22 protein-coding genes and 2 pseudogenes are annotated in these 21688 nt (G+C 63.4%); 15 read left to right on the top strand and 9 right to left on the bottom strand.

The window, feature by feature from the left end:
- Positions 1-177: 177 nt before the first annotated feature.
- The 7 genes from AC0V7N_RS28910 to rarD all read left to right on the top strand — a co-directional run bounded on the left by AC0V7N_RS28910 (position 178) and on the right by rarD (position 5524).
- Entirely contained in the window at positions 178-585 is a 408-nt protein-coding gene (locus tag AC0V7N_RS28910) for an endonuclease domain-containing protein (protein ID WP_475451605.1), read from the top strand.
- Positions 582-968 carry a VOC family protein gene (locus AC0V7N_RS28905; RefSeq protein ID WP_475451604.1) on the top strand — a complete coding sequence of 129 codons (387 nt, stop codon included), beginning with the start codon at positions 582-584 and terminating at the stop codon, positions 966-968. The genes AC0V7N_RS28910 and AC0V7N_RS28905 overlap by 4 nt, the downstream gene beginning before the upstream one ends.
- 6 nt (positions 969-974) lie before the next feature.
- A complete protein-coding gene (locus AC0V7N_RS28900; RefSeq protein ID WP_475451603.1) occupies positions 975-1466 on the top strand; it encodes a GFA family protein in 492 nt (163 codons plus the stop codon).
- Entirely contained in the window at positions 1463-1939 is a 477-nt protein-coding gene (locus AC0V7N_RS28895) for a GFA family protein (RefSeq protein WP_475451602.1), read from the top strand. The genes AC0V7N_RS28900 and AC0V7N_RS28895 overlap by 4 nt, the downstream gene beginning before the upstream one ends.
- Positions 1936-2886 carry a prolyl aminopeptidase gene (pip, locus tag AC0V7N_RS28890; RefSeq protein ID WP_475451601.1) on the top strand — a complete coding sequence of 317 codons (951 nt, stop codon included), beginning with the start codon at positions 1936-1938 and terminating at the stop codon, positions 2884-2886. Before AC0V7N_RS28895 ends, pip begins: the two co-directional genes overlap by 4 nt.
- 2 nt (positions 2887-2888) lie before the next feature.
- Positions 2889-4505: a citramalate synthase gene (cimA, locus tag AC0V7N_RS28885; RefSeq protein ID WP_475451600.1), complete on the top strand. Its 1617-nt coding sequence runs from the start codon at positions 2889-2891 to the stop codon at positions 4503-4505.
- An 83-nt stretch (positions 4506-4588) separates the two neighbouring features.
- Entirely contained in the window at positions 4589-5524 is a 936-nt protein-coding gene (gene rarD / locus AC0V7N_RS28880) for an EamA family transporter RarD (protein WP_475451599.1), read from the top strand.
- Here rarD and AC0V7N_RS28875 read toward each other — a convergent pair.
- The 5 genes and pseudogenes from AC0V7N_RS28875 to AC0V7N_RS28855 all read right to left on the bottom strand — a co-directional run bounded on the left by AC0V7N_RS28875 (position 5499) and on the right by AC0V7N_RS28855 (position 10977).
- Entirely contained in the window at positions 5499-6497 is a 999-nt protein-coding gene (locus tag AC0V7N_RS28875; RefSeq protein WP_475451598.1) for a transporter, read from the bottom strand. The two genes, rarD and AC0V7N_RS28875, sit on opposite strands and share 26 nt — an antisense overlap.
- 154 nt (positions 6498-6651) lie before the next feature.
- On the bottom strand, positions 6652-8943 hold the full coding sequence (locus AC0V7N_RS28870) for a GT-B fold glycosyltransferase domain-containing protein (protein WP_496628032.1): 2292 nt from the start codon (positions 8941-8943) through the stop codon (positions 6652-6654).
- Positions 8944-8949: 6 nt separating this feature from the next.
- Positions 8950-9369 (bottom strand): annotated as a pseudogene (locus tag AC0V7N_RS28865) (class I SAM-dependent methyltransferase); the annotation flags it as partial.
- 93 nt (positions 9370-9462) lie between these two features.
- Positions 9463-10536, bottom strand: coding sequence for a glycosyltransferase (locus tag AC0V7N_RS28860; protein ID WP_475451594.1), 1074 nt, complete (start codon positions 10534-10536; stop codon positions 9463-9465).
- 150 nt (positions 10537-10686) lie between these two features.
- Entirely contained in the window at positions 10687-10977 is a 291-nt protein-coding gene (locus AC0V7N_RS28855) for a muconolactone Delta-isomerase family protein (RefSeq protein WP_475451593.1), read from the bottom strand.
- A gap of 110 nt (positions 10978-11087) precedes the next feature.
- On the opposite strand from AC0V7N_RS28855, the gene AC0V7N_RS28850 reads away from it, so the two are divergent.
- A complete protein-coding gene (locus AC0V7N_RS28850) occupies positions 11088-11762 on the top strand; it encodes a LysR family transcriptional regulator (protein ID WP_475451592.1) in 675 nt (224 codons plus the stop codon).
- Positions 11659-11970 carry a LysR substrate-binding domain-containing protein gene (locus AC0V7N_RS28845; RefSeq protein WP_475451591.1) on the top strand — a complete coding sequence of 104 codons (312 nt, stop codon included), beginning with the start codon at positions 11659-11661 and terminating at the stop codon, positions 11968-11970. Before AC0V7N_RS28850 ends, AC0V7N_RS28845 begins: the two co-directional genes overlap by 104 nt.
- Positions 11971-12127: 157 nt before the next feature.
- Here the strand turns inward: AC0V7N_RS28845 and AC0V7N_RS28840 are convergent, their stop codons facing one another.
- Entirely contained in the window at positions 12128-12739 is a 612-nt protein-coding gene (locus tag AC0V7N_RS28840; protein ID WP_496627437.1) for a TIGR00730 family Rossman fold protein, read from the bottom strand.
- A 143-nt stretch (positions 12740-12882) separates the two neighbouring features.
- Here AC0V7N_RS28840 and AC0V7N_RS28835 point away from each other — a divergent pair, with 143 nt between their 5' ends.
- Entirely contained in the window at positions 12883-14499 is a 1617-nt protein-coding gene (locus tag AC0V7N_RS28835) for a LysM peptidoglycan-binding domain-containing protein (RefSeq protein WP_475451590.1), read from the top strand.
- A gap of 13 nt (positions 14500-14512) precedes the next feature.
- On the opposite strand, the gene AC0V7N_RS28830 is transcribed toward AC0V7N_RS28835, so the two are convergent.
- Positions 14513-15310 carry an NAD(P)H-dependent oxidoreductase gene (locus AC0V7N_RS28830; RefSeq protein WP_475451589.1) on the bottom strand — a complete coding sequence of 266 codons (798 nt, stop codon included), beginning with the start codon at positions 15308-15310 and terminating at the stop codon, positions 14513-14515.
- A gap of 93 nt (positions 15311-15403) precedes the next feature.
- Between AC0V7N_RS28830 and AC0V7N_RS28825 the strand changes: the two genes are divergently transcribed.
- From AC0V7N_RS28825 to AC0V7N_RS28810, 4 genes are all read left to right on the top strand, one after another.
- Entirely contained in the window at positions 15404-16336 is a 933-nt protein-coding gene (locus AC0V7N_RS28825; RefSeq protein ID WP_475451588.1) for a LysR family transcriptional regulator, read from the top strand.
- Between the two features lie 67 nt (positions 16337-16403).
- Positions 16404-16751, top strand: coding sequence for an ArsR/SmtB family transcription factor (locus AC0V7N_RS28820; RefSeq protein ID WP_475451587.1), 348 nt, complete (start codon positions 16404-16406; stop codon positions 16749-16751).
- A gap of 25 nt (positions 16752-16776) precedes the next feature.
- Positions 16777-18660 carry an ABCB family ABC transporter ATP-binding protein/permease gene (locus AC0V7N_RS28815; RefSeq protein ID WP_475451586.1) on the top strand — a complete coding sequence of 628 codons (1884 nt, stop codon included), beginning with the start codon at positions 16777-16779 and terminating at the stop codon, positions 18658-18660.
- Between the two features lie 88 nt (positions 18661-18748).
- Positions 18749-19096 (top strand): antibiotic biosynthesis monooxygenase, encoded by a 348-nt coding sequence (locus tag AC0V7N_RS28810; protein ID WP_475451585.1) that lies wholly within the window; start codon positions 18749-18751, stop codon positions 19094-19096.
- Positions 19097-19105: 9 nt separating this feature from the next.
- On the opposite strand, the pseudogene AC0V7N_RS28805 reads toward AC0V7N_RS28810, so the two are convergent.
- Together AC0V7N_RS28805 and AC0V7N_RS28800 are read right to left on the bottom strand one after the other, a co-directional pair.
- Positions 19106-19968, bottom strand: a pseudogene (locus tag AC0V7N_RS28805) (SMP-30/gluconolactonase/LRE family protein).
- A gap of 96 nt (positions 19969-20064) precedes the next feature.
- A complete protein-coding gene (locus AC0V7N_RS28800) occupies positions 20065-20784 on the bottom strand; it encodes a lysozyme inhibitor LprI family protein (protein ID WP_496627436.1) in 720 nt (239 codons plus the stop codon).
- A gap of 203 nt (positions 20785-20987) precedes the next feature.
- Between AC0V7N_RS28800 and AC0V7N_RS28795 the strand changes: the two genes are divergently transcribed.
- Complete coding sequence (locus AC0V7N_RS28795) at positions 20988-21686, top strand: phosphatidylserine decarboxylase (protein ID WP_475451583.1); 699 nt, start codon at positions 20988-20990, stop codon at positions 21684-21686.
- Positions 21687-21688: the final 2 nt, after the last annotated feature.

Raw genomic sequence — 21688 nt, 5'->3', positions numbered from 1 at the left:
GGTGGCGCCAAGCACCCCCCTCTGCCCTGCCGGGCATCTCCCCCTCAAGGGGGAGATTGGATGTCGGTTCGGTTTTCGCCAATCGCGGACGTTGAAGACTGGGTGCCGTCAGCGGAGCTGCCGATCTCCCCCCTTGAGGGGGAGATGTCCGGCAGGACAGGAGGGGGGCGCCTCGCGATGACCCATTATCGCGTATCTCCCGTCAATCGCGGCAATGCGCGCAAGATGCGCAAGGGCATGACCGACGCCGAACTGAAGCTTTGGAATGAGATACGTGCACACCGACTCATGGGGCTGGCGTTTCGACGTCAAATGCCGATAGCTGGCTACATCGTCGATTTTGCTTGCCCCAACAAGAAGCTGATCGTTGAGCTGGATGGTTCCCAGCACGCTTCTCATGAGGTTTCGGCGTCTGATGCCGCGCGATCAGCCAGGCTCGAAGCGCTGGGCTGGACCATCCTGCGCTTCTGGAACGACGACGTCATTCGCGATATCGACAATGTCTGCCAGCACATCGTGATCGAGACCGGCTTGGCTGGTGCCGAATTGCCAGCACACGAACCAGCAAGGGAGGCATTTCCATGATCGACCATCTCGGCATCGACGTTGCGGATTTCGAGGCTTCGAAGGCTTTCTACGACAAGGCGATGGCGCCGCTTGGCGCCTCGCTGTTGTATATGGTGCCGCTGGAATACACTGGCGGCGAAAAAGTCGGTGGCTACGGTCGCGATCGGCCGGTGTTCTGGCTGCAGGAAGGCAACGACGGTCAGAAGGCTCATCAGCACGTCGCCTTCACCGCGCGCAGCCGCGCCGAGGTCGACGCCTTCCATGCCGCGGCGCTTGCCGCCGGCGGCAAGGATAATGGCGGGCCGGGCCTGCGCCCGCACTATCACCCGAACTACTACGGCGCCTTCGTCTTCGATCCCGACGGCAATAATGTCGAGGCCGTCTGCCATGCGCCGGAGTGAGCGGTCATGAGCCTCGACAACCGGCCGGTCTACACAGGCGGCTGCCAGTGCGGGGCGGTTAGGTTCCGCGTCGAGGGCACGCTTGGCGACGCGTCGGTCTGCCACTGCCGCATGTGCCAGAAGGCGAGCGGCAATTTCTACCTGCCGCTGGTCTCGGTGCGTGGCGCCAAGGTCGACTGGACGCGCGGTGAACCGAAGCGTTTCCGTTCCTCCAATGCCGCCTGGCGCGGCTTCTGCGCCGAATGCGGCACGCCGCTGACCTTCGAGGCGCCCGACGGCATGGCGCTGGCGATAGCCGCCTTCGACGATCCGGCTGACATCGTACCGACCATCCAATGGGGCACCGAAGCAAAACTGCCTTATGTCGACACTATTCCGCAATTGCCGGGCGAGGACACAATGGCGGATATGGGGTCGGCCCCCTATCTCGCCGAACTTGTCTCCTACCAGCATCCCGATCACGACACCGAACAATGGCCGCCGGAGGAAAGACCATGACCGAGACTGTCCGAACCGGCGGCTGCCAGTGCGGCGCCGTGCGTTTCCGCATCAAGGGGGCGCTGGGGCGCCCGTCCATCTGCCATTGCCGCATGTGCCAGAAACAGTTCGGCTCGTTCTTCGGCGCGCTGGTGACCGTGCCTAGGGATGGCGTCGAATGGACCCATGAGGAACCGAGCTATTTCCAGTCGTCGGTCAACATCGATCGCGGCTTCTGCGCCCGCTGCGGTACACCGCTGACCTACCGCCAACCCGGCGGGCTCGAGATCGCCATCGGCGCCTTCGACGATCGCTCCGATCTGGCGCCGCAGATTCAGGTCAACTATGCGTCCCGGCTGCCCTGGGTGGAGACGATTTTCGACCAGCCGGTCCACCAGGATCCCGACTATTACGCCAGGCAGGAGCAGATCATCTCCTTCCAGCATCCCGATCACGAAACGGCCAACTGGCCGCAACAGGGCCTGAAACTATGAGCTTGCGCACCCTCTACCCGGAGATCGAGCCGTTCGACTCAGGCATGCTCGATGTCGGCGATGGCCATAGGGTCTATTGGGAGCGTTCCGGCACCAAGGGCGCCAAGCCGGCGGTGTTCCTGCATGGCGGACCGGGCGGCACCATCTCGGCAAAACACCGGCGGCTGTTCGACCCAAAACTCTATGATGTCATCCTGTTCGACCAGCGCGGCTGCGGAAAATCGACGCCGAACGCCTCGCTCGAAGCCAACACGACCTGGCATCTCGTCGCCGACATCGAGCGCCTGCGCGCAATGGCCGGCTTCGACACATGGTTGGTGTTCGGCGGCTCCTGGGGCTCGACGCTGGCGCTCGCCTATGCCGAGACGCATCCCGATCGCGTCAGCGAGCTGGTGGTGCGCGGCATCTACACGCTGACCCGGGCCGAGCTCGAATGGTACTATCAGTTCGGCGTCTCCGAAATGTTTCCCGACAAGTGGGAGCGTTTCGTGGCGCCGATCCCGCGGGCCGAGCGCGGCGACATGATGGCGGCCTATCGCAAGCGGCTGGTCGGTTCCGACCGCAAGGCGCAGATCGAGGCGGCTCGCGCCTGGAGCCTGTGGGAAGGCGAGACGATCACGTTGCTGCCGGAGCCTGAAACCAGCGGTCCGTTTGGGCAGGATGACTATGCCGTCGCTTTCGCCCGCATCGAGAACCACTATTTCGTCCATGCCGGCTGGCTGGAGGAGGGGCAGCTTTTGCGCGATGCGCACAAGCTCGGCGACATCCCCGGCACCATCGTCCACGGCCGCTACGACATGCCGTGCCCGGCGCGCTACGCCTGGGCGCTGCACAGGGCTTGGCCGAAGGCCGATTTCCATCTGATCGAAGGCGCCGGCCACGCCTATTCGGAGCCCGGCATCCTTGACCGGCTGATCCGCGCGACGGACAAATTTGCAGGCAAATGATCATGACCCGCGAGCGCCTCTATCTCTTCGACACCACATTGCGCGATGGCCAGCAGACGCCGGGCATCGACTTTTCCGTCGAGGACAAGATCGCGATTGCAAAATTGCTCGACGAATTCGGCATGGATTATGTCGAGGGCGGCTATCCCGGCGCCAATCCGACCGACACTGCATTCTTCCAGCAGAAACGCACGGCACGCGCCAAATTCGCCGCCTTCGGCATGACCAAGCGGGCAGGGGTGTCGGCATCCAACGATCCGGGCCTTGCAGCCCTTGTCCAGTCGAAATCGGACGCCATCTGCTTCGTCGCCAAGAGCTGGGACTACCACGTCCGCGTCGCACTCGGCTGCACCAACGAGGAGAACCTCGACTCCATCAAGGCCTCGGTCGAGGCATCAGTCGCTTCGGGCAAGGAAGCGATGGTCGACTGCGAGCATTTCTTCGATGGCTTCAAGGCCAATCCCGACTATGCGCTGGCCTGCGCGAAGACGGCATATGACGCCGGCGCGCGCTGGGTGGTGTTGTGCGACACCAATGGCGGCACGCAGCCCTCGGAAGTGCGCGCCATCGTCGACAAGGTCATCGCCTCAGGCATACCGGGCGATCATCTCGGCATCCACGCCCATGATGACACCGGCCAGGCGGTTGCCAATTCGCTGGCAGCGGTCGAGGCCGGCGTGCGCCAGATCCAGGGCACGCTGAACGGCATCGGCGAGCGCTGCGGCAACGCCAATCTGATCTCGATCGTGCCGACGCTGGCGCTGAAGCCCGCCTTCGCCGATCGCTTCGAGACCGGCATTTCGGCCGAGGCACTGACCGGCATTTCGCGTCTGTCGCGTGCTTTCGACGAACTCTTGAACCGTGCCCCGGAAGCGCAGGCGCCCTATGTCGGCGCCTCGGCTTTTGCCACCAAGGCCGGCATCCATGCCTCCGCGCTGGCCAAGGAGCCGGCGACCTATGAGCACGTGCCGCCGGAAACGGTCGGCAACCGCCGCCGCGTCATGGTTTCCGACCAGGGTGGCAAGGCCAATTTCCTTGCCGAGCTGAAGCGGCGCGGCATCGATGTGCCCAGGGACGATCACCGGCTCGATGCGCTGATCGCTGTCGTCAAGGAGCGCGAGGCCGAGGGCTATGCCTATGAGGGCGCCGACGCCTCCTTTGAGCTCTTGGCACGCAAGATGCTGCACGGCCTGCCGGAGTTTTTCCACGTCACCTCGTTTCGCTGCATGATCGAACGCCGCTTCGATGCCAATGGCCAGCTGAAGACGGTGTCGGAAGCGGTGGTCAAAGTGCAGGTCGAGGGCGAGGAGAAGATGTCGGTGGCGGAAGGCCATGGCCCGGTCAACGCGCTCGACATCGCGTTGCGCAAGGATCTCGGCAAGTACCAGAACGAGATCGCCGATCTCGAACTCGCCGACTTCAAGGTGCGTATCCTCAATGGCGGCACCGAGGCCATCACCCGCGTGCTGATCGAATCGCATGACGGCACCGGCGCGCGCTGGTGGACGGTCGGCGTGTCCGAAAACATTATCGACGCGTCATTCCAGGCCTTGATGGATTCGATCATCTACAAGCTGATGAAGAACCGCGAGATGGCTGGCTTGGTTGCTGCCGAATAAGGTTGAACCATCAGCGGAACTCCATTGATCCATAAGAACTTTGCGATGGTCTTGCCAAGGTTACTGGGCCATAGCGTTGGCCCATGGCCGCTGAAGCAATTGCCCTGGATACAGATTCAAAAGCCCGTCGCGGCTTCTTGCTGGCGCTGGGTGCCTATCTCTTGTGGGGATTGCTGCCTTTCTACATGAAGGCGGTGGCGCATCTGCCGCTTGCCGAGGTGATTGCACACCGCATCGTCTGGTCGGTGCCGATCGCCGCCGCGGTTCTGGTCTGGGCCGGCCGCACGGCGGATTTCAAGGCGGCGATTCGCTCACCCCGCACCATTGCCATGGCGGCGCTGACGGCCGCGCTGATCTCGGTCAACTGGGGCATCTATGTCTGGGCGATTTCCGCCGACCGCACCGTCGAGACCGCGCTCGGCTACTATATCAACCCGCTGGTGGTGGTCGTGGTCGGAGCCGTGCTGCTGGGCGAAAGGCTCGACCGGTTGCAGATCGCTGCTGTCGCGCTGGCGGCGGTCGCCGTCACGCTGCTGACGATCCAGGGCGGCAAGCTGCCTTGGGTATCGCTGGCGCTGGCGTTTTCCTTCGCCGCCTACGGCTTCTTCCGCAAGACGCTGCCGATCGGCCCAAGCCAGGGCTTTCTGCTCGAAGTGCTTTTGCTGTCCGTGCCGGCGCTCGGCTACATCGTCTACCTGATCACGACAGGACAGGACCACATCGTGTCCAGCAACGGCACCGACACTGCCCTGCTGATCGGCTGCGGTCCGGTCACATCGATACCATTGCTGTTGTTCGCCTTCGGCGCCAAGCTGCTGCGGCTCTCCACCATCGGCATCATGCAATATATCGCGCCGACCATGGTGTTCCTGATTGCCGTTCTGATTTTCGATGAACCGTTCGGCACCGCACAGGCCATCGCCTTTGCCCTGATCTGGGCAGCCTTGGCGATGTATTCCTGGTCGATGCTGGTTACGGCCCGCCGGGCCGCCGCTACAACCCGCGGCCGAGCCGCCTGACGAACAGGTAGGTGGCCAAAGCGATAACCACCGACACAGCCGTCACCACCCAGAAGCCCGCTGGCGTATCGACCAGCGGCAGCCCGCCGACATTCATGCCGAACAGGCCCGAGATGATGGTCATCGGCAGCAGCACTGCCGTCATGACGGAGAGAACGTAGAGGAGCTGGTTCGACTGCATGGTCAGCTTGGCCATCAATTCGTCCTGCAACAACCTCGTGCGCGCCTGCAGCTGCTCGCCATCATTGTAGAGGGTGAGCGCCCGATGCGAGAGCCTGGCCGCCATGTCGTTGATCAGGTCGGGCAGCTCGTCGCGATGCGAATGATCGAGATGGCGAAACAGGTTGGTGAGCGTCGCCATCTGCCGGTGGATCACCACCAGCTGCCGGCGCGCCTCGACCAGCGACTGGCGTTCATTGTGCCATGCATCGCGCACGACGCGGTCCTCGATGCCGTCGAGCGCGTCGCCGAGTTTGCCGAGCTCGCCCGACATGCCGTCGAGCGACTGACCCATGACCGCCTCGATCAGTTCCGCAGGCGAGCGGAATTTCCGCGATCCGTTTTCCACCGCCTTGCGGACCGCGTCGACCGACTCAAGAGGCTGCTTGCGGGCACCGATCAGCATCGTGCCGTTGAAGGCGAAGCGGAAATGGACGAGCCCGCGCGCCTCTGAAAAATCGTGCCTGAGGTCCGGCAGGTCGCCAAACAGCCAGTCATCCTCGTAGTCGATGTGGCAGCCATGGCTGGGCGCGAGGAAAGCATCGCGCGCCGGGACCGGCAGAGCTTTCTCGGCGGCGATCTCCTGGCGGGCGTGCAGATCGGTGATCTGATAGCTGCGCCAGGTCCATCGCGCTTGCGCGGGGTCCTTGGTGCGCACGCCTTCAGCGGTGAAATGATAGATGAAGAACAGCCCGTGCTCGTCGGGCAGGTAAGGCGACAGGTCGGTGCCTTCCGGGGCGAGGGCGATATCCATGGGCGCAGTGCCAGATGCAGGTTTCGACAAGTGGCGCCGCGCAACGGCGCCTGATCTCAATTTCTAGCACGCGCGAACCCGGTTTCGTGTGACGGTTTCTTGACAGCGGGTCACAGTGTGTCGAGCAGGAGAGGCCTCGATCCGCCAATTGCCGTCATTTTCGACGCTTGGATGGACTTCGCATCCACCGCAACGGGGCTGTCAATCGTCGCCAGCTGGGCGATGCGAGCAGTGCGGCGCGTTCGGCAACGAGATTGTCTCGATCGTGCACCAATGCGTTCCGTTCGAGGCCAAGCTCATGATAGGCCAGGTTGATTGCGTCGCGCTCGCCGCGCAAATGGTCTGCCTCGGCCGCTGCCGCGGCGCCCACGACAGCGCAACTTTCGTCGAATTTCGCCCGCATAAGATCCAGCTCGTCGCGCAATCTCTGGTTGTCGCCGTCGTCTGCCATGGCGCATAAAATGTCGTAGGCGGTGCGTATCAGCGGTGTCACATCCGGATGGTTTTGAAATTCCCCGACTGTCGCCCGTTCACGGTGCAGGTCCGCTGTCAGAAAACGTCCTATTTCGGCCTCCGCCTGATCGGAGCGGATCGGCCAGACGATCCCGGTCTTCTCCGCCGCGCGGTCGACATGATGTCGCCAGTCGATCAGGAATTGTTCGTGGCGCATGAAATGACGTGGCATGTGCCGGGAATGATATTCCGCATCGAGCACGTGCCTCAGCCAGAGCAAAAGGGATTTTGCCAGCGGTAATCCATCCCGCCGCTCCAGCGAGTAGGCGACCTCGAGGGGGTTGCGGAGCGGAAGCAGAGCCACCGGCTCGACCTCCATCTCGGCGAGGATCGACGACAGGAACGGAATGAACCGGCAGATCCGGGGATCCTTGACGAAAAACAGCGGTTCGTCGCCGTACTCGCTTGCCAGGATCGCCTTGATCTTGTGGCGGTGACGCTCCGCCGCGGGCGATTGCAGCCATTGCGGATCGAGTGGCCGCCAGTCATGCCACGAGGAGGCTGCCGCTGCGAGCAGTTCGTCGTTGGCGAAATTGAGCGGGGTGCTTTCCCAGTATCCCCTGGGATTGTTGCCGTCCGCGCGCAACGGTTTTTTGGGGCCGGCCGATCCCAATGCGGCGATGGTGCCGGCAAGCATCGAGGTCCCGCTGCGGTGCATCCCAAGCACGAGGATCGCTTTTCTCCGGGAGTGGCGCGCGCGGTTCGGCATCTGCGCGGCCTGCGCAGGGGGCTCTCGCAATGGCAGCCGGGCCTCGAGCCATTCGGCTATTCCCGCAGGCAGCGCAAACGTTCCGTCCAGCATCGGGTTCGCGGCGGCAGAGCCCTCGTTGAACAGTCCATGATAGTGGATATGGACCAGCCGGGCCGGGTCGGGCGACGTGGCCGGGTTGAAGTTGTGAAGCGGAAAATTATGCGTGGCCGGCAAAAGCCTGACGGAATGGTTGCCGGCGGTGGCCGCCAGTGAGAAGGCAGCCTGGCTCGAGCCCCAGAAGGCCGTGGCCTCCCCTTGCAGGATGCCGGTCCCGGTGCCGTAGGTTGGCTCGGCGCCGGCCCATGGTTTCATATTGGCGGTCACCAGCTTCCTGAAAATATCTTCGGTGCGCTGAAACAGGCCGCTCGCCCTTTTTGAGGCGATGAGCCCGGCATTGTAGCTGGCGCGCACAGCCAGGCCGTCGACACTCGTGCGCACGATGGGCAGGTGTTCGTAGTCGACACCGGCAAGGACGCATAGCTGTCGCCAGTAACCGTCGAATGGGTCGCCAGGGCCGGTCGTGCACATGCCCTTGCTGTCCACCGGGCGGGCAGCGGCGGAGCATGTACCCAACGAAAAGTCGGGCTCGGCTATGAATATTGCGTCGCTATCAAGCATGATGATGACCGGCGGCCCGGTCCGTCTTTCGACATGAGCAAGCGAATGGACCCGGTATGAGGGGCCATATTGCGGGCAGCGGCTGTCGATTTCGATCGGCAGGTAGTCCACTCCCAGTTGCTCGAACCGGTCTATCGTTGACGCGGACGGGCGACGGCTGCTTCTCGGCGAGACCGCAATTATCGGGGACCTCGAATAAGATCCGGCGAAACACCTTATGCTTTCGCACAGCAGCAGGGCCTGTGCTTCGAGAATGCCCGCCTCGGCGATCAGCACAAACTCGACGTCGCTTTCGGATCCGTCGGCTTTGGGTTTGTCGACGGGTTCTTCCCGGGGGGCAGGAGGCGGCCGAGAAGAAATTGCCGGGCGCTCGTTCCTGGCGACGCCGATCTTCTGGATGATGACTTGTTCTCCTCGGTACAACTCGCGGTATTGGCCTGATTGCACCGACAGGAAACTGTCGATCCCGAGTTTTGGACGCTCGACCTCGTCGGCAAAGAAAGTCCATTCGTAATCATCGAAAATGACGATCCCGCCGTCCCGCACCATCTGCCAGGAGAACACGGCATCGGACTGGACGTCGGCGCTGTGATGGCTGCCGTCGACATAGACGAGGTCGAAACGCCGCTCGTCGGTGATAAGGCGGGCCAATGCCTGGGACGAGGGACTTTTGATCTTCTCGACCCGTTCGCCGAACGCGGCCAGGTTGCTGTCGAAGCGTTGCTCGACATGCGCAAGCTGGTCGCTCCATTTGTGGCGCAGCGTGTGTTCGGGACTGCCGCCGAATGTATCGATGCATGTCAGCCGGCATTTGCCGAAATAGTTGAGAAAGAAGATCGCCGACCGGCCCTCCCAGGAGCCGATCTCCAGGACATCGAGAGCCTCATCGCGGCGCGACTGGAACAGTGTGGCCCAGAGAGGAAAGAAGCGCGAGGTCCAGTCGGTCGAAAGGCTCTTGCCTGCAAACCACGCGGAATAATCAGGGTTCATATTCTCACTCTTTAAGGCAGAGACGGCACCTTCAGTTTCCAGAATGCTGTTCCTCGTCAATTGGTCCGGCACCGATTCAGTCAGCTGCTTCAGTCAGCTGCTTGTTTTGGGCAACCACGCTTTGAGCCCAATCGCCAGCCGTTTTGTCACCGCACCGGTTACGGTTCGCCAGCCGAGCGGCCAGCACAGATAGCAGACGCGCAGCATCTCTGTGAAACCCGGTGGCGGGCTGGCGAGCATGCGCGCGACGATGCCATGGGCCAGCTGCCTTGCCGCAACCCCATCCTCCGTGCGCTGGAAGGGCCGTGACGCTGCGAGGAAGGCTTTGAGCACGCCAAGCAACTTGCCGTAGGCGGCGGCGCGTCGGTCGACGGCAATCACGTGCCCGCGGATGAACTGGGTGAGATCCTGGGCGAAGGCGTCGTCATAAAGGTCATAGGTCAGGCCGAGGCGCGCCCATGATGCCTGGCGGATCGGATGCGTGCGATTGCGGGCATTCGTTGCGTTTGTCGCGGTCAGCCCGAGTGCGTTCAGCCGGTAGCGCGTCAGCGGCTCGGCAAGATTTCGCGCCCGGCACAAAGGCAGCATGTCGAACCACAGATAATGGTCTTGCGAGACCAGCTCATCGATCCTGTAGCGCCCGGCGGCCTCGAAGCAGCCGCGGCGGTAGGCGATCGTCGAATGGTAGAAGGGATTGTGGAACAGGATCGTCCAGCGGATCTCCAGATCCGTCTCGGGCATAAGTTGCGCACCGACGACGCGGTCGGCTTCGTCGATCAGCGTCACCGCATGTCCGACGAGGCCAAGTTCGCGGTCCTCGTCCAGGGCCGCGACCAGTCGTCCGACATGCGCAGGCTCGGCGATATCGTCCGCGTCGATGCGCAGGATGATCTCGCCTCGGGCCGCCTCGATGCCGCGATTGGCGGCGGCCGCGGTGCCGATATTGGTCGGGTTGGTGACCAGCCGGATGCGCGGATCGCGACGCGCCAGCTCCTGGAAGACTGCGTCCTGACCCGTGCCGTCATCGACAATGATGAGTTCGAGATCGTCGAACTCCTGGGTCAGGATGCTGTTGACCGCGGCATCGAGAAAGCGCTGGTCCGTATAGACGGTCATGACGACGGAGGCGCGTGGAACGCGATCCGCATCGCCGTCTGTCCTGTCCACCACCGTTCAATCCCCCTTGCGCATCTCCCCGATAACCAACCAGGAGATTCGCCGCAAATGGAAATCGCCGGAGCCGTCCGCGAGGCTTCTACCTTGCCGCTCGACCGGCGGTCGGCGCTGAGTGTCGCCGACCGCTCCGTCTGACGCGGTTCAGCGCTTCGGCCCAAACCCGGGGTAGGGGTTGAGCGGCACGATCGCGGCGATATCCATCATGCCGGCCTTGATCAGCGGCAGAGTGGCGAGATGGCCGCGCACTTCGGTGTCATCAGCCGCCTCGAACATCATGCCGCTGCCGGGAATGTCGCCGCGGTTCCAGACTTGGCGCACCGCGCCCTCCGCATAGAGCGTGCGCCGCTGTTCGGCCTCGCCGGGCAGAAGCGGTGCAAAGTCGGCATCGCCAAACTTTGCGGTGTTGCGGGTGAGAAGGGCAAAGAACTGCATGTCGGTCTCCTTTGGTTGGGATGGTCGAGTATTGCTTTGGACTGGTCAGACTGTCCAAGACTGATTAGGCTAAAGTTGAGACCTGAAAGGACGTAAACCTTCGGATAAAAATGTTCGACCTGCGCCAGCTCCGCTACTTCATCACTGTCGCCGAAACCGGAAATGTCGGCCGCGCCGCCGAACTGCTGCATATTTCGCAATCGCCGCTCAGCCGGCAGATCATGCAGCTCGAACAGCAACTGGGCGTCGCCCTGTTCGAACGGGCAAAGCAGCGGGTTCATCTCAATGCCGAGGGCCGCGCCTTCCTCACTGAAGCCCGCGCGCTGCTCGCCAGTGCGCGACGAGTGGAGGAGTTCGGCCGCAACCTTGCCAGCGGCGCGGTCGGCCGTCTCGCCATCGGCTATGTCGAGGGCGCGGTGCATGCCGGGCTGGTCGCCGACATGCTCAGGCAATTCCGCCGCGAGCGGCCCGATTTCCATCTTCAGCTTAGGAGCAGTCGCACGGCGGTGCAGTTCGAGGACTTGCGGCAGAGCGCGCTCGACCTCGGCTTCGTCTACGCTCCGGCCCTGGCCGACGATCCGGACATCGACAGCATGCTGGTGCGGCGGGAGCCGCTGGTGCTGGCGATCCCCGAAGATGACCCGCTTGTCCAGTTGTCGGACATCAGGCCGCATCATCTCGATGGCCGCACCTGGATCACCGTCGTGCGCCAGCCAGACGACCAATCGCGGCCAATTCCTCGCCGCTTGCGCCAAGGCCGGCTTTCTGCCCGACATCGCCTATGAGACAGCCGATCCGCTGACCTCGCTCGGCCTGGTCAGTGCCGGCCTGGGCCTGGCGACAGTGCAGTCCAGCCTGCGTGCCGCCGCACCGCCGCGGATCGTGTTCCGCGACCTGCCCTGGTTCGACCGCACGGTTTCGATTCACCTGGCCTGGCGGCGGCAGGATCGGCGGGCGGTGATTGGGGATTTGCGGAAGGCAGTAGGGCAGTAGGGCAGTAGGGCAGTAGGGCAGTAGGGCAGTAGGGCAGTAGGGCAGTAGGGCAGTAGGGCAGTAGGGCAGTAGGGCAGTAGGGCAGTAGGGCAGTAGGGCAGTAGGGCAGTAGGTGCAGTCTTTCCCTACTGCCTTACTGCCCTACTGCCTTATTCCCTTACATTTTGTCGATTACCGACCGCATGCCCTCGGTTGGCGCGTCGACGGAGGAGCCTGCAACCATGATGGCGGCGACGATGGCCTCCGGGTCGTTGACGACCAGCGGCTTGACCCGTTGCGCCGTGTGGATGAAGCCCCCTGCCGCCATGTGATCAAGCAACGACAGCATCGGATCCCAGAATCCGTTGACATTGCCGAAGACGATCGGCTTGCGGTGATGGCCGAGTTGCCCCCAGGTCATGACCTCGACGATCTCCTCGACTGTACCGATGCCGCCCGGCAGCGCCACAAAGGCGTCGGATTTCTCGAACATCTTGTGTTTGCGCTCGTGCATATTGTCGGTGATCAGCAGTTCGTCGAGCCGGTCGAGCGCGGTTTCGGTTGCTTCCTTGTTGATCAGGAAGCGGGGAATGATGCCCGTCACCTTGCCGCCGGCCTTGAGCGCGCCTTCGGCGACGGCGCCCATAATGCCTTTGGTGCCGCCGCCATAGACCAGCCGCAGGCCCGCTTTGGCAATTGACCGGCCAAGCAGGTGTCCGGCCTTCGCATAGATTTCAACGCGGCCCGGCGACGAGCCGCAATAGACGCAGACGGATCGAATCGTGTTCATACGGATGATTGGTGATTGGGTCTGAAAGCGTGGTCAAGCCCCAAGGCTTGACAAGTTCGGGCTTTTTCTTGTCGGCCCGTTTTTCTTGTCGGCATTGGGAAAACACGCTAGACCGGCATTAGGTGGCTAAGGGGTAGGGAAATATGGCAATTAATCCATTGAAGGCGTTCCTGTTCGCGGCGGGTGGGACCGTCGCGGCCGCGGGAACCGCCTATGTATCGGGCGCACTCGACCCGTATCTTCATCCAGCGCCGCCGGCGCAGGTGGCGGCCTTGACGCCGCCCGAGGCGCCGAAACCGGCTGATCCCGGCACGGAAGGGCGACTGCCGGCGCCGGCAGTGCCGGCCGCTCCCGCCGCAGCGCCGCAGGCGACCGCTCCGGCCGCGCCTGCGACGGAAGCCACGCCCCCGGCAGCGCCGGCAACCGATGCGGCGGCTCCCGCGGTGCCAGCAGCAGCCGGTCCGACCGCGCCGACCTTCGATGTCGTGCGCGTCGAGAGCAATGGTTCGATCGTCATTGCCGGCAACGCGGCGCCCAATTCAAAGGTCGAGATCCTCAACGGCACGACCGTGCTTGGTTCGACGGTGGCCGGTCCCGATGGCGCTTTCGTCATCGTGCTCGACGATCCGCTGAAGCCGGGCGACTACACAATTGCCCTGCGTTCGGCGGTCGGCACGGTGGTGACCGTCTCGGTGCAGACCGCCGTCGTTTCGGTTCCCAAAAATGCCGCCGGCCAGGTGCTGGCGATGGTCGAAGAGCCGGGTAAGCCGGCCGAACTGCTGACCGTTCCGGCACCCGAGACCAAACCGGCCGCACCCGCCACCGGCGACCAAGCTGCCGCTCCGGCTGCCCCGGCGCCAGCTCCGGCCGCAGAAGCGCCCGCAGCTGCTGCTCCGGCGCCAGCCGCACCGGCACCTGCACCGGCGCCAGCCGTCGTCGAGACTGCACCGGCTCCCGCCGCGCCGGCAACACCGCCCGCCGCAGCCGTGGCCGAACCCAAGATCGTCGTCGAGGCGGTCGAGATCGACGGCAACAAGATCTTTGTCGCCGGCCTCGCCGATCCGGGCCGCAAGGTGCGCGCCTATGCCAACGACATTCTGCTCGGTGACGCGCAGACATCGCCGGACGGTCATTTCCTCGTCGAGGCGACGCGCGACATTCCGGTCGGCAGCTACACCATCCATGTCGACGGCCTCGATGCCGACGGCGTGAAGGTGGTGGCCCGCGCCGCCGTACCGTTCGAGCGCGAACCGGGCGAAGCGGTTGCCGCCGTGGCGCCCGCCGAGACCAAGCCAGCAGATGCCAAGCCGGCAGAGACCAAGCCAGCCGCACCCGCGGCCGCCGAAGCGCCTGCCGCTCCGGCTCCTGCTGCGCCAGCGCCAGCTCCGGCCGTTGCCGCCGCTCCGGCGGAGACGGCACCGGCAACGTCGCCTGCGCCCGCCGCCGAGGCTCCGGCCGTTGTCGCTGCGGCCACGCCGCCAAGCGACGTGCCGGAGGTTGTGTCGCCCAAGCTCGAACATGCCGACGGCGCCGTCATTATCCGCCGCAACGACACGTTGTGGCGGATTTCGCGGCGCGTCTATGGCCATGGCGTGCGCTATTCCACCATCTACCTCGCCAACCAGGACCAGATCAGGGATCCCGATCGCATCTGGCCCGGGCAGGTGTTCAAGGTCCCGGAGAAGTCCAAGGAAGGCGAGGCCGCCGACCTCAAGGCGATGGGTGAGCAGGCGACCACGGCGCCGGCCAAGACGCAGTAGAGCCCCACTTCGGTCAGCTGGCATTGCCGGCTTGGTTGGCGTGAAGCGCGAAGCCGGCTGCACCGGGATCGCCTAGCTCAGGGCGGAGATTCATGCTTGGGATGAGATAATCTCCGCCATTTTGCCGACGGTATGGGATGGGCGGCGTCGTCGCCAGTGTCCGCATCCTGTCACGCAGGCTTTCGGCCACGGGTTCGAAGCCGGTCTCGTCCAGACGATCGACCTTGTAGACAACGAATGGCGGAAGCACGTCGTATCCGGGGTAATAGAGGATCCCGTGATTGATCGGGAACAGCAGGTCGTCGATGGGGCCGTTGATCCCGCGCGGCGTATAGTGCTCTTCCCAGCCTCCGGCGGTCACGATCAACATCGCGCGTTTTCCGACGAGGGTCCCCTCACCATAGCGATCGCCCCAGCGCCGATCGCTATGCTCGCCAACGCCATAGGCGAATCCGTAGGCGAACACACGGTCGACCCAGCCCTTGAGGATCGCCGGCATGGCGAACCACCAAAGCGGGAACTGCAGGATCAAGGTATCGGCCCACAGGAGCTTTTCGATCTCGGCCTTTACATCCCCGGTTAGCGTGTTGGCCTCGAAACCCTTCTTGGAAGCCGCGACCGGGATGAAGCGCGCATCAGGGTCCTGCGATGGGAAGTCGGCACGATCGACTTCGGATTTCCAGCCATCGGCGTACAGGTCCGATACGCATACCTCATGCCCTTGAGCCTCGAGTTCCTTGATGGCGACGTCACGAAGGGCGCCGCTCAGCGAGCGTGATTCAGGGTGAGCGAAGACGAGCAGAATTTTCATGGGTCAGATCCAATGTTGAGGAAACTGATGGGAAGGTAGCCAGTGGCAGAATGATCCGCTATATGCAGGTAATGCATAATATTGTGCCGAATAATGGATAAGTCCGACATTACATTCGAGCGCATGCGCAGCTTCATTCGCGTGGCCGAGCGTGGCAGCCTTTCAGCCGTCGCGCGCGAACTTGGGGTCGGGCAGTCAACGATCACGCGGCACGTGCGGGAGCTCGAAGAAGCGGTCGGCGTGCCTTTGCTCAGCAGAACGACCAGGCGTGTGACGATGACCGCCGAAGGCAGCCGCTACTATGCCAACAGCGTTCAGATACTGCGCCTTGTCGAACAAGCCAGCGATGAGGCCCGAGGCACGCGTGGCGCGCCTGCCGGCACGATCCGGATAAGCTGTACGGCGGCCTTCGGAGTCCTGCACGTCAGCCGGCTGATCTTCGCTTTTCAGGACCGTCATCCTGACATTGGAGTTGACCTCAGCCTCACGGATCAGCGGGTGGATCTCGTGCGCGAGGGCGTCGATATCGCGCTTCGCCTGGGGCCACTCACGGACAGCTCGTTGAAGCTGCGGGCCCTGGGCCAATCGCGGCGTCTGCTCGTGGCATCTCCGGATTATCTGGCGGCACGGGGGAGGCCGGCTACCCCTGCGGATCTGTCCCGGCATGAGGGCATCCGGATGTCGAACGTGGCGGGCAGCGAAACACTCATTTTGCGGGATGCCGGCGGCGAACGCCACACCGTGCCTTTCGCGGGGCGACTGCGTATCGATCATGGGCTTGCCGCGCGGCAGGCCATGGTCGCCGCTCGAGGGATCGCGCCGGCGCATCGATGGCTTGTGGACGATCTTTTGGCCGCGGGCTTGCTCGAGACGATCCTGGCGGATTATTCGCTGACGTCCGTCCCGCTGAACATGTTGATTGTCCCCGAGCGCGCGGGCGTCGCAAGGGTGCGCTTGCTGGTCGAGTTTCTGGCTGAACAGATTGCCGCTATTCCAGGGATCGAGAAATCCATACCGGAGCACTAGCCGCCGTCCGATCTGCCCGGAAGAGTAGCTTGCGGCGGTGCCGTCCATCGTCTATCGCCGATGAACGATGACAGAATCCGCCCTTGAACCAGACCGCGCTACCAGCGCTCTACCCAACTGCATCTCCGACAGCCGCGCTGTCGCGGCGCGTTTCGCGGCATTATCGCATCCGGCACGGATCGAGATACTGAAGCACCTCTCGGCCAGCAATTCGTGCTGCTGCCGTGAAGTCGTTGACCGTTTCGATCTGGCGCAGTCGACCGTCTCGCAGCATCTGAAGATATTGGTCGAGGCCGGCCTGGTCCGCTTCGAGCCCGACCGCCAGCGTTCTCGCTATGCGGTCGATCATGCCGCGCTCGCCAACCTGTCGGCATCGCTGAACGCGCTCGTCAATTCCTGCTGCTCCGGCCGCTGACCCTCTCACCCAAAAGGCAAGAAAAGTGGTCGAAAAAACCGTCTCCGCCGATACCTCAACCCTAACCACATTGCGCAATTTGTGGCCCTATATGTGGCCGGCCGACCGCGCCGACCTCCGGGCACGCGTCACCTGGGCGACGCTGCTGCTGGTCGTTGCCAAGCTGACGCTGGTCGCCGGCCCCTATTTCTTCAAATGGGCAACCGATGCGCTGGCGGGCGGCTCCAAGGTACCACCGCCGCTGCCGTCTTTCATGCTCGCCCCGGTGATGCTGGTTATTGCCTACAACGTGCTGAGGCTCGTCCAACTCGGCTTCAACCAGTTGCGCGATGCACTGTTTGCCCGCGTTGGCCAGCATGCGGTGCGTCAGCTCGCCTTTCGCACCTTCGTGCACATGCACCAGCTGTCGCTGCGCTTTCATTTGGAGCGGCGCACCGGCGGTCTGTCGCGCATCATCGAGCGCGGCACCAAGGGCATCGAGACGATAGTACGCTTCATCATGCTGAACACCGCGCCGACCATCCTCGAATTCGCGCTGACCGCCGGCATATTCGGTTTCACCTATGGCTGGAAATACGTGGCCGTGGTGGCGGCCACCGTCTGCCTCTATGTCTGGTTCACGGTCAAGGCGAGCGACTGGCGCATCTCGATCCGCCGCGACATGAACGACAGCGACACCGACGCCAACACCAAGGCGATCGACTCGCTGCTCAATTTCGAGACGGTCAAGTATTTCACCAACGAGGCTATGGAAGCCGAGCGCTTCGACCGTTCGATGGCGCGCTACGAGATCGCCGCCACCAAGACCTGGACCTCGCTCGGCTGGCTGAATTTTGGCCAGGGCATCATCTTCGGCCTCGGCACCGTTGTCGTGATGTGCATGTCGGCGCTGGAGGTCCAGGCCCACACGCAGACGGTCGGCGATTTTGTCTTCATCAACGCCATGCTGGTGCAGTTATCCGTGCCGCTCAACTTCATCGGCTTCATCTACCGCGAAATCCGGCAAGGGTTGACCGATATCGAGCACATGTTCGACCTGCTCGACGTGCCGCAGGAGATCGTCGACAAGCCGGATGCGAAATCCCTGGTCGTCGGCGCCGGTAAGGTCGAGTTCCGCGACGTGCATTTCTCCTATGACCCGAACCGCAAGATCCTGAAGGGCGTCAGCTTCGAGGTGCCGGCCGGCAAGACGGTCGCCATTGTCGGCCCGTCCGGCGCCGGCAAGTCGACCATCTCGCGGCTTTTGTTCCGCTTCTACGACGTGCAGGCCGGCCAGGTGCTGATCGATGGCCAGGATGTCAGGGATGTCACCCAGGACAGCCTGCGCGCTGTGCTCGGCATGGTGCCGCAGGACACGGTGCTGTTCAACGACACCATCGCCTACAACATCCGCTATGGCCGCGTCGGCGCCAGCGAGGAGGAGGTGCGCAAGGCCGCCGAACTCGCGCAGATCGGGCCGTTCATCGACAAGCTCCCTGACGGCTACAAGTCGATGGTCGGCGAGCGTGGCCTAAAACTTTCGGGTGGCGAGAAGCAACGCGTGGCGATCGCCCGCACCATCCTGAAAGCACCGCCGATCCTGATGCTCGACGAAGCGACCTCGGCACTGGACAGCCACACCGAGCAGGAAATCCAGGCCGCGCTCGACCTCGTCAGCAAGGGCCGCACCACCATTGTGATTGCCCACCGCCTGTCGACGGTGATCTCGGCCGACGAAATCATCGTGCTCAAGGACGGCCAGATCACCGAACGCGGCACTCATATCGAACTGATGCGAAAGCACGGCCTCTATGCCTCGATGTGGGACCGCCAGCGCGAGGCGACCGAGGCCGAAGAGCGCCTGCGCCTCGCTCGCGAGGGCGACGAACTCGGCGTCATCGTTCGCCGGCGGACGTCGGAGGTAAATTGATTTTTGCGCTTGACCTCAACTTAGGTTGAGATTGTACGCCCGTTCCTGGAGCCTGAGAACACCATCATCCAGGAACGGAACAACTGAAATGAACGACATAAATCAGAGTGTTAACGGTGGCAGCGTGTTCAGGGTGGACAAGTTTGTCGTCCCGGCCGCCGCTCGCGAGGAGATCCTCACCAAGGTCAGGACGACGCATGAATTGCTGCGCCAACAGCAGGGTTTCGTGCAGGATTTCCTGCTCGAGCAATTTTCCGGGCCGGGCGAATTCAACCTGGTGACGATCGTCGAATGGGAAAGCCAGGCGGCCGTCGACAAGGTTGTGCCGATAGTCAAGGCCGCGCAAGAACGCGTCGCGTTCAATCCGCAAGAGACGATCGCCCGTCTTGGGGTGCGAGCCGACATCGCCAACTATCAGCGGATCCCGGGGCTGTAGGTTCCGTTCCTAGGGCCAGCCGATGCCAGGTGCCGGCGCTTCGACGCTGAGCACCTGGCCGGTTCTGATATCGCTGACCATATGCTCGAAGCCGCGCCACTCGGCGGCGACGATGAACAGCGTCCTCCTGTCCGCGCCGCCCAGCATGCAGGCAAAGCAGCCGCGGTCGACAGTGACGGTCTGCAGCACCTCGCCGCCTTCGCGCACCCGCACGCAGTGCTTGTTGGGAACGTCCGCGTACCAGACCGCCCCTTCGGCATCGAGGCAGATACCGTCGGGATAGCCGTCTAGATCGGCCCAGACGCGCCGGTTGGACAGGTGCCATCACTGGTGATGTCGAAAGCGGTCAGCCGGTTGGCATGGGATTCGGCAATGATCAGCGTCTTGTTGTCCGGAGTTACCGCCATGCCGTTGGCAAAGGCGATATCCTCCGCCACCTGTCGGATCGCGCCATCCGACATGATCAGCACGATGGTGCCCGGGCCGAATTGCTGGCCGGCAGCCGGCGCCGGTCCGCCGCCATTGACATAGATGTTGCCGCGCCCATCGACGACGATCTCGTTCCACGGGCTTTTCGACAGGGCGCGCAGATCGGCGTGGGTGACGAGCCTGCCATCGGCGTCCTGCCGCAACAGCAAGCCTTCGCGACCTGAGACAACGAGCAGGCGCCCATCCGGCAGCCAGTCGATGGAGTAAGGCAGGACGGCTGGCACGGTGAGCATGATTTCGCGATTGCCGTCGGCATCGACGGCGATGATCTCGCCGGTGCCCCAATTGCAAAGCCAGAGCCGTCCGTCATGCCAGCGCGGCGATTCACCGAAGGCGAGGCCCTCCATGACGAGACGAGCTTTGGTGTTGGATGATGTCGACATCATCGGGAGCCTCCGTTGCGCGCATCATCGGCCCTGCGGTACGATGATGCGCTTTCTCACCAAGGACGGGCGGGAGGGTGGTTTGCCGACAGTGGGCTAGCGCTTTTCGCTCAGAAAAAACGTTCCATCGGCATGGCCATTGTAGCCGCATGATGGTGGCTCCGAATTGCCGTCCTTGCCGGTGCCGCTCTGCTCGACAACAAGCGCGTCGCCGTTGCGGCGGAAGGTGAAGACAAATCCGGTCGGCTTGTCATTGTCGTCGGTGTCGACGAGCCGTAAGGCCTTGCGGCTCTCGACCGTGCCACCGATGTCGCACGCACCATTTCCTGAGACAGGGTTGGCGACCACATCTTCCGAAATCTCGAGCTTGCCTGCACCCGCCGCCTTGATTTCGACCCCGCCGCGGACGCTGCTCCATGTGCCGACGAAACCGGCGTCAGCCGGCTTGCGGATGCCGGCGAGGAAGGTCGCACGGTCGCGCAGGAATTCGCCGAGATCGAAAGTCTGCTGATCCTTGGGCGTGTTCTCGTTGAAGCCGGCGATCTGGTCGCGATACCCAATGAAATCGCTCTGATCGTCCCGCAAGGCCTTGCCGGCGCGGGCGTCGAGCGTCTTCAGTAATGCCGCGTAGTTCTTCGCCACGTCGGCGTCGGCTTGCGCCAGGGCAGGATCGGCGCAAATGGCTTTTTCCGCCACGCTGGCCGCCTTGGCGCAGTCGAAGGATGGCTGCGCCAGCGCATGGCCGGAAACTGCCTCCACCATGGCCAACGCCAGCGCGGGATAGAGTACGCGGCCCGCGGATTTCGGGCTTTTCATCAGATTTTACCCGCCCAGGCCGGAATTCTGACGGCTATGGCATGGGCACGCAAGCCGGTCCCGACTTCACGAAACGCGGAGCGTCCGGCTGTCCGGACACGGCCGACCCTTGCCCGTTCGCCCGCGCGGCCGATTGTTGCGTTGCGGCGAAGGGGGCTTTCGGCTATTGAGGCCCCACTTGAAACGGAGCCAGCCCCAGCCCGATGAGCCTTGTCGATACGGTCAAGAACGCGTTCGTACCGATCCATCGCGAAGGCTACCCCTTCATTGCGGCCTTTGGCGCGGCAACGCTTTTCCTCGGCTATTTCTCCTCGATCCTGTTCTGGATCGGCCTCATCCTGACTGCCTGGTGCGTCTATTTCTTCCGCGATCCCGAGCGCGTCACGCCAGTCGACGACCGCCTGGTGGTGAGCCCCGCCGATGGCATCATCTCGGCGGTCGGTCCGGCCGTGCCGCCGCGCGAGCTTGGCCTCGGCAACGTTGAAATGACCCGCATCTCGGTGTTCATGAATGTCTTTTCCTGCCATGTGAACCGCGCCCCGGTGCGCGGCCGTATCGCCAAGATCGAACATCGGCCGGGAAAATTCCTCAATGCCGAACTCGACAAGGCCAGCACCGAAAACGAGCGCAACGGACTGGTCATCGAGAGCCCCAACGGCACGGTCGCCGCCGTCCAGATCGCCGGCCTGGTGGCCCGCCGCATTGTCTGCTGGGCCGAGGCCGGCGCTTCGATCGGCACCGGCGAGCGTTTCGGGCTGATCCGTTTCGGCTCGCGCGTCGACGTCTTCCTGCCTTTGACCGCCACGCCGCGTGTAGCCGTTGGCCAGACGGCGGTCGGCGGTGAAACGGTGCTCGCCGAATTCGGTGGGATCGCCGGCACCCCCCTCGTACGGATTTCCTGAGC

Source organism: Mesorhizobium kamtschaticum (genome assembly GCF_056174585.1).
This window is presented reverse-complemented; position numbering and strand designations above follow the sequence as displayed.